Origin of the sequence: Pseudomonas sp. o96-267, from assembly GCF_003935465.1 — a bacterium.
GTDB classification, from domain to species: Bacteria; Pseudomonadota; Gammaproteobacteria; order Pseudomonadales; family Pseudomonadaceae; genus Aquipseudomonas; species Aquipseudomonas sediminis.
Window position 1 is genome coordinate 74,471 of sequence record NZ_RHQP01000025.1, and the last position, 10,967, is coordinate 85,437.

Genomic DNA, 10,967 nt, shown 5'->3' on the forward strand with positions numbered 1-10,967 from the left:
CTCCTCCCCCCCCCCCCTAGCCCCCCCCCCCCCCCAACCCCCCCCCCCGCCCCCCCCCCCCCCCCCCCCCTCGGGGGGGGGGGCGCCCCCCCCCCCCCCCCCCCCCCCCCCCCCCCCCCCCCCCCCACTGCTCATGCCCACCTCCAAAGCTGTCACACCCTGCGACAGCCCACGCGGTTACCCTGACAAAGCACCTTGTGTAGGATGAACGCAGACTTCGCAAAAAGGCTGCCCTCATGCTGTTCGGTGTCGTACTCGTCATCACCTGGCTGATCCTGCTGATTCGCTATCCCACCAAGGCCCTGCCTGTGTCCATGGCCGCGCTGGTCGGTCTCGGCCTGGTGGCGACCTGGGTGCTCTGGCAGGAAAGCCAGGACGAGCGTTACCTCGCCCATCTCGAATTGCGCCTGAGCTACGACCCGCAGCGCTGCCCCGCTGATCGTCCGCTGGCCATCGACCTGAAGAACGGCAGCGATGCCGCCCTGCTGGAGCTGCGCTGGGAAGTCGCCGCCTACCGCCCAGGCAATGCCACCAACCTGGCCCAGCGCCTTTACGAGTCGCCACGCTACAGCGGCCCCGGCGAGCTGCTGCCGGACGCCAGCTGGAGCGACTGCATGCCCCTGCCCGACCTGCGCAGCGGCTATCGCCCGGCTACGCTGGAGTTTCGCGCCGAGCGCCTGCAAGGCAAATTCATTCGATAACCTGTAGGAGCGAGCTCTGCTCGCGAAGCTTGCGGCGTCATACGCGTTCGCGAGCAGAGCTCGCTCCTACAATGCTCAACATCCATCGCCAGGGAATCTCCGCCATGCCCCACCCAGCGCGTAGGGCGGACCCAGGAGCCTAGGCGAACAGTCCGCCATCACCTCACGCCAAGCCTGCTAAGCTGCAGCCCCATTCGCGTCTCAGGGAGTCCCGCGCATGCCTCAACCCAGCGTTCTCATCACTGGTTGTTCCAGCGGCATCGGCCGCGGCCTGGCCGAGGCTTTCAAGGCGGCTGGCTACGCGGTGTGGGCTACAGCACGCAAGGACAGTGACCTTGCAGCGCTCGAGCAGGCGGGGTTCCACGCAGTGCAACTCGACGTCAACGACGGCGACGCGCTGCAGCAGCTAGCCGCACGCCTGAGCGAGGAAATCGGCGGCCTCGATGTACTGATCAACAACGCTGGCTATGGCGCCATGGGCCCGCTGCTCGACGGCGGCGTCGAAGCCATTCAGCGCCAGTTCGAAACCAACGTGTTCTCCATCGTTGGCGTGACCCGCGCGTTCTTCCCGCTGCTGCGCCGTAGCCGCGGCCTGGTGGTCAATATCGGCAGCGTGTCGTCGGTGCTGGTAACACCCTTCGCTGGCGCCTACTGCGCCTCCAAGGCAGCGGTGCATGCCTTGAGCGACGCCCTGCGCATGGAGCTGGCGCCCTTCTCCATCGAGGTGATGGAAGTGCAGCCAGGCGCCATCGCCTCCAGTTTCGGCGCCAATGCCAGCCAGCAGGCCGAGGCGCTGATCCGCGAGGATTCGCCCTGGTGGCCGCTGCGCGACGGCATCCGCGCCCGCGCCAAGGCCTCGCAGGACAACCCGCCCCCGGCCAGCGAGTTTGCCGCGCAACTGCTGACCGCGGTGCAGCGCGACACACGCCCACGCCTGCTGCGCCTGGGCAATGGCAGTCGCGCCCTGCCGCTGCTCGCCACACTGTTGCCCAAGGCGCTGCTGGAACGGGTTCTGCGCAAACGTTTCGGCCTGGCGCAGCAGCTGTGAGCCAGCGCCTGCCCGTGCGCTACTACGCCGTTGCGGGGGTGATCGCTGCCGTGCTGCTGAACCTGTTGCTGCGCACCTTCGTGCGTCTAGGCGGTGTGTTCACCACCCTGCTGATCGCCGCCGCCATCGCTGCCGGTCTGGCACTAGTGTTTCACTGGCGAACCGGGCGCGCACCGAGCAACGCCGAGCGCTGGCGTTTCACCCTGCTCTATGGCGGCGTGCTCGGGCTGCTCTATCTGGGCTTGCTGGGCATGATGTACCTGCAGGACACGCCCAGCCCCATGGGCCTGTTTCTGTTCAGCCTTCACTACCTCTGCTACCCGGTGCTGGCCTGGCTGGCGTTTTCGCCACGTTATGGCCGCTGATTCCGCCAGGAAACCATCTGCATGCTGCATACCCTCGCCGTCGCCAACTACCGCTCGATCAACAGCCTGATCCTGCCGCTGGGCCAGCTCAACCTGATCACCGGCGCCAACGGCAGCGGCAAGTCCAACCTCTACCGCGCCCTGCGCCTGCTGGCGGAAACCGCACAAGGTGGCGTGGTCAACGCGCTGGCGCGCGAAGGTGGGCTGGAGTCGAGTTTCTGGGCCGGGCCAGAGAAGATTTCCCGGCGCATGCGCAGCGGCGAAGTGCCCGTACAGGGCGGCCCACGGCAGAACGTGATGCGTCTACGTCTGGGCTTTGCCGGCGAGGATTTCGGCTATGCCATCGCCCTGGGTCTACCCGAGCCAAGCAGTTCGGCCTTCGCCCTAGACCCGGAGATCAAGCGCGAATGCATCTGGGCCGGCCCCAGCTATCGCCCCGCCTCGCTGCTGGTGGATCGCGCCGGGCCCATGGTGCGCATGCGTGAAGGACGCAGTTGGCAGGTGCTGGCCCAGCACGTGCCGAACTACGACAGCCTGTTCGACCAGATCGGCAACGACCCGAATTGCCCGGAAGTCTTCCAGCTACGCGAAACCATCCGCCGCTGGCGCTTCTACGATCACTTTCGCAGCGATGCCGAGGCGCCCGCGCGCCAACCGCAACTGGGCACGCGTACACCAGTGCTGCATCACGATGGCCGCGACCTGGCCGCCGCGCTGCAGACCATCCGCGAGATAGGCGACCGCGCCGCACTGGACGCCGCCATCGACGACGCCTTTCCCGGCAGCCGTCTGCATATCGACTTTCAAGCGGGCGGGCGCTTCGCCGTGGAGCTGCGCCAGGAAGGCTTGCTGCGCCCGCTGAGCGCTGCAGAACTGTCCGACGGCACGTTGCGCTACCTGCTGCTGGTCGCCGCCCTGCTCACGCCACGGCCGCCCTCATTGATGGTGCTCAACGAGCCGGAAACCAGCCTGCACCCGGATCTTTTGCCGGCACTCGGTCGCCTGATCATCGCCGCCTCGAAGCAGACCCAGGTGTGGGTCGTCTCCCACGCCAGCCGTCTGATCGCCACGCTCAAGGAAAGCCCCGACTGCAACACCCTGGAGCTGGACAAGCAGCTCGGTCAGACCTGCATCCGCGGCCAGGGCATGCTCGACGAGCCGCCCTGGCAGTGGCCGGATTGAAATCTGCGGATTGATGCAAACAACCCGTAGGGTGCGCCGCGCGCCCCGGCTTCTGATCGCTATCAGCTACGGTCCAGCAAAGCGCGGTGCGCACAGCGCACCCTACGTGTTCTCACAGCCCGTCGAGATAGCGCTCGACATCCAGCGCCGCCATGCAGCCAGCACCGGCCGAGGTGATCGCCTGGCGATAGACCGAGTCGGCGACGTCGCCAGCGGCGAACACGCCGGGAATGCTGGTCGCGGTGGCATTGCCCTCGCGCCCGCCATTGACCACCAGATAACCGTCCTTCAGCGCCAGCTGGCCTTCGAACAGGCTGGTATTGGGGGTATGGCCGATGGCGACGAACAGCCCTTCGACACTCAGCTCGCGGTAGGCGCCGCCGTATTGCTTCAGGCGCACGCCGGTAACGCCGCTGGCATCGCCAAGCACCTCGTCCACCTCCGCATTGAGTTGCAGCTCGATCTTGCCCTCGGCAATGCGCGAGCGCAGCTTGTCCTGCAGGATTTTCTCAGCACGGAAGGTCTCGCGGCGATGGACCAGCGTGACCTTGCTGGCGATATTGGCCAGGTACAGCGCCTCTTCCACAGCCGTATTGCCGCCGCCGACCACCGCGACCTCGCGACCGCGATAGAAGAAGCCGTCGCAGGTCGCGCACGCCGAAACACCGCGGCCCATGAACGCCTCCTCACTGGGCAGCCCCAGGTAACGCGCGCTGGCACCGGTAGCGATGATCAGCGCGTCGCAGCTATAGGTGCCACTGTCGCCAACCAGGGTGAACGGCTTGCCGGCCAGATCCACGGCGTTGATATGGTCGAAAACGATCTCGGTCTCGAAGCGCTCGGCATGTTCCTGCATACGCTGCATCAGCGCCGGGCCGGTCAGGCCGTGTGGGTCACCCGGCCAGTTATCCACTTCGGTGGTGGTGGTCAGTTGGCCACCGGCCTGGATACCGGTGATCAGCAGCGGTTTCAGGTTGGCGCGCGCGGCATACACCGCCGCGCTGTAACCGGCAGGGCCAGAACCCAGGATGATGACGCGGGCATGACGAACGGCGGACATCGCTAACTCCTCGCAGGCCCATAGGGCCGGCAGGCCAGAATAAAAAGGGACTCTCGAAGCACTAGGGGAAGGCTTGGAAGGATGAGAGCCCCGCAAAAAGCGCACCTCTAAAAACTACCTGCGTTGTCATCGCTGCGTTAAAAACAGGCTCAAAATGCTCATTTACAGCTCGTAAACTGCGCTTTTTCGCCTGTGTTTGCCTTGCGCTGACTGCCTCGCCTACGTTTTTAGAGGCGCCCTAAAATGAAACTGGGCGCAAGGCTATCGAGGCGGATGGCGAAGCGGAAATATCCATTGCCAATTCAGCGAATAGAATCCGCCTATGGCCGTCGGGTTGAACCCTACCCATGGCTGAACTTTCACCGCGCAGGCAAAGTCGGTATGGTCGCGCGCATCAACCACTCAGGAGACCGCCATGCCCGCCGCTCCCGTCCTGTCCGGCCCGCAATACCTGCGAGAAGGCCTGAGGCTGGTACTCAGTCCCGGCCTGCGTCTGTTCGTATTGCTGCCGCTGGCGATCAATCTGATCCTGTTCGTCAGCATGATCAGCTTTGCCGTGCAGCAGTTCAGCGGCTGGGTCGATACCTTCATGCCTTCCCTGCCGAACTGGCTGAGCTTCCTGCAGTACATCCTCTGGCCACTGTTCGTGGTGCTGGTACTGCTGATGGTGTTCTTCACCTTCACCCTGCTGGCCAACATCATCGCCGCGCCCTTCAACGGTTTTCTTGCGGAGAAGGTCGAGGTGGTGGCGCGCGGCGAGGATCACTTCCCACCGTTTAGCTGGGCCGAGCTGGCGGCCATGGTGCCGCGCACCATGGGCCGCGAGATGCGCAAGCTGGCCTACTTTCTGCCACGCGCCATCGGCCTGCTGATCCTCAGCTTCATCCCGGTGGTCAACCTGGTCGCCGCGCCGCTCTGGTTGCTGTTCGGCGTGTGGATGATGGCCGTGCAGTACATCGACTATCCGGCGGACAACAACAAGATGAGCTGGCAGGACATGCTCGCCTGGCTGCGCGAGAAACGCTGGCAGAGCCTGAGCTTCGGCGGCATCACCTACGCCGCGCTGCTGGTGCCGGGGCTGAATATCCTGATGATGCCGGCTGCCGTGGCCGGCGCCACGCTGTTCTGGGTGCGCGAGCGCGGCGAGCAGGCGCTAGGTTCGCGCAAGGATATCGTGTAACGCCTGCATCGACGCCTGCGACTCGCGCTCGATGCGCCTGCGCATGAACAGGCCATTGGCCAGGCGCATCGGCCAGCCGGCGAAACCGTATTCGAGGGTGCGCACGAACTCGCAGCCGCCCTCCACCGCCACGCACTCGTAGGTCAGCAGCAAATGCAGGCCATGCTCGCCCTGGGCGCTGGCCTGCCAACGCTGGGCCGGCTGATAGTCGAGCACGTCCCAGCGTAGATGCCCGGCGCGACCACCGGCATGAATGTCCTCCTCGAAACGCTCGCCCGCAAGCAAGGCCCCCTCGCGCCCATAGATGCGCAGTGACGACGGGTGCCACTGCGGCCAGTGGCTTGGCGCGGCGGCGTAGGCCAGCACGTGCTCGGCAGGCTGGGCGATAGTGATTCGATGCTGCTGGCGGTTCTGCTGATGAATCGCCTCCGGCTCCCAGTGCAGAGTCCCGTACAGCCAGTCCATCAGCGGATGGACGATGCCGAAGTTGCGTGAATGCATCAGTTCACGGCGATGGTGCAGCGCATGCAGGCGGCGCATCTGGCGAATCCACGGCAAGCGCGACACCGGGTGCTCGGCCGGCAGGTGCTCGCAGGCATGCACCACTTCGTAAGTCATGTAACCCAGCAGCATGCTGCCGGCGAACAGTGCGGCGAAGTTGCCGTCGAGCTGAGACAGCAGCCACCAGGCGGCGAACGTAGGCAGGCTGAACAGAACGATAAGCCAGGCCGGGAACAGGATCACCCGCCAGTCGCGCGTCGTCTCGTAGGGCATCAGCGCCTCGACGAAGAAGCTGTGGTGATCGCCGGTATGGCGCTTGTAGAAGAGTTTGCCGAAGCGCGTCTTGTTGTGACCGAGGCGCTTGTGCACCTGGTATTCACCCCAACTGAAGAACACCAGCGTCGCCGGCACCAGCAGCCACTGCCAGGGAGCCACAGCCTCCAGCGTACTCCCGAGCCAGCCGATGCAGAGCAGCCCGTAGGCCAGCACGAAGGCGGCGTGCAGCCAGGGGTTGTACCGCGGATGGATGGCAGCCCGGTAGTCGCTGCGAAAAGCCTGGGCATTGTCGTTGTTGTAGGCCATGGCGCTCTCCTGTGGATTGACAGCAGTCTAGGCCCGGCCAAATCATTCGAATAATGGATATTTGAAAAGAGCATTATCCGTGATAACGAATTTGCGCCAGCTCGACCTCAACCTGCTGCTGGTCTTCGATGCCCTGATGCAGGAGGGCAATCTGACCCGCGCGGCCCAGCGTCTGCACCTGAGCCAGTCGACGGTCAGCAACGCCCTCGCCCGTCTGCGTCAGCAACTGGGCGAGGAGTTGTTCCAGCGCACTGCGCGCGGCATGACGCCGACCGCGCGCGCTCTGGCGCTTTACCCACCCGTGCGTCAGGCGCTGCACTTGCTGCAGGCCGGCCTCGGCCCGGCAGAGCCTTTCGATGTGCAGGCGCCACACGTGTTCAGCCTGTCGCTCAACGACTACGCCCAGGCCGCGCTGCTGCCGATGCTGCAGGCGCATCTGGCCCGTGTCGCGCCACAGGTTGAGGTTGTCGCGCACAGCGACGACGCCGACAACCTGCTGCCGCGCCTGGAGAGCGGTGCCCTGGACCTGGCCATCGATTATCTGCATGTCGATTCGCCCGACCTGCATTACGCGCCCCTGCGCGAGGAGGCGTTGGTGGTGATCGGGCGCAAGGATCATCCAGCCTTCGTCGGCGGCCTGAACCTTAAGGATTACCAACAGGCTCGCCACGTGATCGTGACGCCGCGAGCAGGACGTGGCTCACCACTGGAAATCGTCCTGGGCTCGGCCAAAGTTCGGCGTCAGGCTGCGCTGCACCTGCCCAACTACCTGCCGATTCCGGCCATCGTCGCCCACACAGACCTACTCGGCACCATACCCGCGCGCCTGGCCGACGCCTTCGCGCCGCTCTTCGCCCTACAGGTCGCGCCGCTGCCTTTCGACATGCCCGCCGTGCAGATCAGTCTGATCTGGCATCGCGAGCAGCACCACGACCCGGCACATGCCTGGCTACGCGAACAACTGCACGGCCTGCTCGCCTGACACATAACCGCAATCGAAACGTCATGTGCACTACATGACCCGGGCAGAGACTGGGCCTATGAACGCACCGTCTCTGCATATCGCGCTGATCAGCGAAACCTTCCCGCCGGAAATCAACGGCGTGGCCAACACCCTCGGTCGCCTGGTCGACGGCCTGCGTAGCCGTGGCCACCGCGTGCAACTGATACGGCCGCGCCAGGACATCGACCACGCGCAGGACGCCGACGATGACCTGCTGCTGACCCAAGGCTGGCCACTCCCCGGCTACCCTGGCCTGCAATGGGGCCAGTCGTCGCTGCACAAGCTGCTCAGGCGCTGGCAGCGGCAACGCCCGGACGTGCTTTACATCGCTACCGAAGGCCCGCTGGGGCTTTCTGCACTGCGCGCCGCCAGGCGCCTGGCGATCCCGGTGGTCAGTGGTTTTCACACCAATTTCCAGCAGTACACCGGGCACTACGGCATCGGCCTGCTGACCCGGGCCATGACCAACTACCTGCGCTGGTTTCACAACCGCACGCAACTGACATTGGTGCCGAGCATTGGCCAAAAGGTCGACCTCGAACGCCGCGACTTCGAACGCCTGGCCCTGCTCGCCCGTGGCGTCGACAGCCAGCTGTTCCATCCACGCCGGCGCAGCGACGCCCTGCGCGAAAGCTGGGGCCTGGGGCCGGATGACCTGGCGGTGCTGCATGTCGGTCGCCTCGCGGCGGAAAAGAACCTAGGCCTGCTGGTCAAGGCCTTCCGAGCCTTGCAGACGGCCCACCCGCACCGCCGTATGCGCCTGATTCTGGTTGGCGACGGGCCACTGCGCGCCAGCCTGCAGGCGCAGCTACCGCAGGCGCTTTTCTGCGGTCTGCAGCGCGGTGAAACGCTGGCCGAGCACTACGCGTCAGGTGACCTATTTCTGTTTCCCAGCCTGTCGGAAACCTTCGGCAACGTGGTGCTGGAGGCCCTGGCCTCGAGCCTCGGCGTGGTGGCGTTCGACCAGGCAGCGGCCGCCCAACATATCCATCACGGCCACAACGGCCTGCTCGCCCGTCCCGGTGACGAGGCAGGCTTCTGCGAAGCCGCCTGTGAATTACTGGGTGATGCGGAGGTACTGCGGCATATCCGCCTCAACGCCCGCCGACATGCCAGCCATCTGAGCTGGGACGACATCGTCGCGTTGTTCGAACAGCACCTGCGCAGCGCCATGCAGCCGGCGCCCGAACGAACAAAGCCGGTGCACCTCGACACCCCGGTGGCGATCCCGAGCAAAACCTCAGATTCCCCGTAGGGTGCGCCGTGCGTAATGCGAACCTGACGCGATGCCGAACTGGTTCGTGCGGCGCCCCATCAAACAGCAGACGTAAAAAAGCCCCGATGTGCCGGGGCTGAAAACGGGGCGTCGGATCGCGACGCCCGATAGAAACGGACTCAGACCAGCGTGGTCAGCGCATCGCGGCTGAACGGCAGGATGTCCTGCTCGCGGCCCTCACGCACCTTCAGCGCCCAGTCCGGGTCGACCAGCAACGCGCGGCCCACGGCGACCAGATCGAACTCCTCCTTGTTCAGGCGCTCGAGCAGGTTTTCCAGGCTGGCCGGCTCGGCCACCTTGTCGGTCTTGACCATGAACTGCAGGAACTCGCCATCCAGACCGACGCTGCCGACGGTGATGGTCGGCTTGCCGGTGAGCTTGCGCGTCCAGCCCGCCAGGTTGAGGTCGCTGCCTTCGAACTCCGGCTCCCAGAAGCGGCGGGTCGAGCAATGGAAGATATCCACGCCAGCGTCGGACAGCGGTTTGAGGAAGGCCTCCAGCTGCTCCGGGGTCTGCACCAGGCGCGCGGTGTAATCCTGCTGCTTCCACTGCGAGTAACGCAGGATGATCGGGAAGTCCGGGCCGACTGCGGCGCGCACAGCCTGGATCAGCTCGATGGCGAAACGCGAACGCGCTGCCAGGTCGCCACCGTACTGGTCAGTGCGCTGGTTGCTGCCTTCCCAGAAGAATTGGTCGATCAGGTAACCGTGGGCGCCGTGGATCTCCACGCCGTCCATGCCGATGGCCTTGGCATCGCGCGCAGCCTGGGCGAAGGCAGCGATCACCTCATCGATATCGGCCTGGGTCATACCGTGTACGACCACCTGGCCGTCCTTGACCTTCTCCATCGGGCCAAAGCCAGGAACGCTGGCATCCGGCTCGGTGCCCAGCTTGCGCACGTTACCCACGTGCCAGAGCTGCGGGACGATCTTGCCGCCTTCGGCATGCACCGCGTCGACCACCTGCTTCCAGCCAGCCAGGGCGTCTTCGCCGTAGAAACGCGGCACGTTCGGGTAGCCGTTGGAAGCCTTGTGGCCGACCGTGGTGCCCTCGGTGACGATCAGGCCCACACCCGCGGCAGCGCGGCGACGGTAGTACTCGACGACTTTGGCGTTGGGCACGCCACCGGGCGAGAAGGAGCGGGTCATCGGCGCCATGACCACACGGGTCGGCAGCTCCAGGTTACCGAGGCGGAACGGGGCGAACAGGGCTTGAACGGGTGCGTTCATCATCTTTCCTCTGGGGTCGAACGGTAATCAGGCCTGCAGCAAACGCTCCAGGCGGGTGACGAAAGCTTCCAGCGGCTGCAGGTTGCGGCCCACCTTGAGGCGAGCCAACACGCCCTGCCAGGCGTCGCTGATGAAGGTGGCGAGGTTGCCGCAGTCCTCGTCGGCCGGCAGTTCACCGGCGGCCTGCGCCTGCTCCAGGCAGTCGCGCAGGATCTCCACCGACGCCTGCTGGATGGCCGCGACCTCGGCACCGATCGCCGGCAGCATCTCGCTCATCTCGAAACTCAGGCTGCCGATGAAGCAGTGGTACTGCGGCGTCTCCTGCCTGGCGAAATGCGCCAGCAGGTCGCGGTAATAAGCGAGGATGCGCGCACGCGGGCTCAGCGCTGGGTCATTGAGTGCCTGGGCATAGCGCGCCAGGCGCGGCCGATAGATGAAGGCCAACGCCTGCAGGGCGAAGTCTTCCTTGCTGGCGAAGTAGTGATAGAAGCTGCCCTTGGGAATTCCGGCCGCCTGGACGATCTCCAGCACGCCGGTGCCGTGATAGCCACGGCGCGTCATCACCGCCGAGCCTTTGCTCAGGATCAGGTCACGCTTGTCGAGTCGAATGCTGTTCATGGCGCCGAGCATATGACCGGTCGTCTCGCTCGGCACAGCACTATTGATAATGGTGATTAAGGGCTAGAACACACAAGACGGATGCCCACGCCAGAACAGGTAGGAGCGGGGGGGGGGGGGGGGGGGGGGGGAACCGCCACCAAAAAAAGAACGCGGCCCGCGGCCCCCCGCCCCCCCCACCCCCGCGGCGGGCGCGCGCGCAGCACCGCGCCCCGCCGCGGC

Annotated in this window: 11 protein-coding genes; 7 read left to right on the forward strand and 4 right to left on the reverse strand. The window is 65.4% G+C overall.

What is annotated here, in order from left to right; translation table 11 throughout:
* The first annotated feature begins 236 nt into the window (after window positions 1–236).
* From EGJ86_RS17190 to EGJ86_RS17205, 4 genes are all read left to right on the forward strand, one after another.
* Window positions 237–701, forward strand: a complete 465-nt coding sequence (locus EGJ86_RS17190) for a multidrug transporter (protein ID WP_106732823.1) — start codon at window positions 237–239, stop codon at window positions 699–701.
* 217 nt (window positions 702–918) lie between these two features.
* Entirely contained in the window at window positions 919–1,749 is an 831-nt protein-coding gene (locus tag EGJ86_RS17195) for an SDR family oxidoreductase (protein ID WP_125835928.1), read from the forward strand.
* Window positions 1,746–2,114 carry a hypothetical protein gene (locus tag EGJ86_RS17200; RefSeq protein ID WP_125835929.1) on the forward strand — a complete coding sequence of 123 codons (369 nt, stop codon included), beginning with the start codon at window positions 1,746–1,748 and terminating at the stop codon, window positions 2,112–2,114. The genes EGJ86_RS17195 and EGJ86_RS17200 overlap by 4 nt, the downstream gene beginning before the upstream one ends.
* A 21-nt stretch (window positions 2,115–2,135) precedes the next feature.
* Window positions 2,136–3,296 (forward strand): AAA family ATPase, encoded by a 1,161-nt coding sequence (locus EGJ86_RS17205; RefSeq protein WP_125835930.1) that lies wholly within the window; start codon window positions 2,136–2,138, stop codon window positions 3,294–3,296.
* 112 nt (window positions 3,297–3,408) lie between these two features.
* Here EGJ86_RS17205 and trxB read toward each other — a convergent pair whose 3' ends face one another.
* Window positions 3,409–4,356 carry a thioredoxin-disulfide reductase gene (gene trxB / locus EGJ86_RS17210; protein ID WP_125835931.1) on the reverse strand — a complete coding sequence of 316 codons (948 nt, stop codon included), beginning with the start codon at window positions 4,354–4,356 and terminating at the stop codon, window positions 3,409–3,411.
* A gap of 415 nt (window positions 4,357–4,771) precedes the next feature.
* Here trxB and cysZ point away from each other — a divergent pair, with 415 nt between their 5' ends.
* Window positions 4,772–5,536: a sulfate transporter CysZ gene (cysZ, locus tag EGJ86_RS17220; RefSeq protein WP_045734193.1), complete on the forward strand. Its 765-nt coding sequence runs from the start codon at window positions 4,772–4,774 to the stop codon at window positions 5,534–5,536.
* Here cysZ and EGJ86_RS17225 read toward each other — a convergent pair.
* The gene (locus tag EGJ86_RS17225) at window positions 5,510–6,619 is read right to left on the reverse strand and encodes an SRPBCC family protein (protein WP_092380169.1); all 1,110 of its coding nucleotides are present in this window, start codon (window positions 6,617–6,619) and stop codon (window positions 5,510–5,512) included. The two genes, cysZ and EGJ86_RS17225, sit on opposite strands and share 27 nt — an antisense overlap.
* Window positions 6,620–6,698: 79 nt before the next feature.
* Here EGJ86_RS17225 and EGJ86_RS17230 point away from each other — a divergent pair, with 79 nt between their 5' ends.
* On the forward strand, window positions 6,699–7,601 hold the full coding sequence (locus EGJ86_RS17230; RefSeq protein WP_092380167.1) for a LysR family transcriptional regulator: 903 nt from the start codon (window positions 6,699–6,701) through the stop codon (window positions 7,599–7,601).
* A gap of 58 nt (window positions 7,602–7,659) precedes the next feature.
* Window positions 7,660–8,877, forward strand: coding sequence for a glycosyltransferase family 1 protein (locus EGJ86_RS17235; RefSeq protein ID WP_125835932.1), 1,218 nt, complete (start codon window positions 7,660–7,662; stop codon window positions 8,875–8,877).
* Window positions 8,878–9,017: 140 nt separating this feature from the next.
* Here EGJ86_RS17235 and EGJ86_RS17240 read toward each other — a convergent pair whose 3' ends face one another.
* A complete protein-coding gene (locus EGJ86_RS17240) occupies window positions 9,018–10,127 on the reverse strand; it encodes an NADH:flavin oxidoreductase (protein ID WP_125835933.1) in 1,110 nt (369 codons plus the stop codon).
* Window positions 10,128–10,154: 27 nt separating this feature from the next.
* Window positions 10,155–10,745, reverse strand: a complete 591-nt coding sequence (locus EGJ86_RS17245; protein WP_074675792.1) for a TetR/AcrR family transcriptional regulator — start codon at window positions 10,743–10,745, stop codon at window positions 10,155–10,157.
* Window positions 10,746–10,967: the final 222 nt, after the last annotated feature.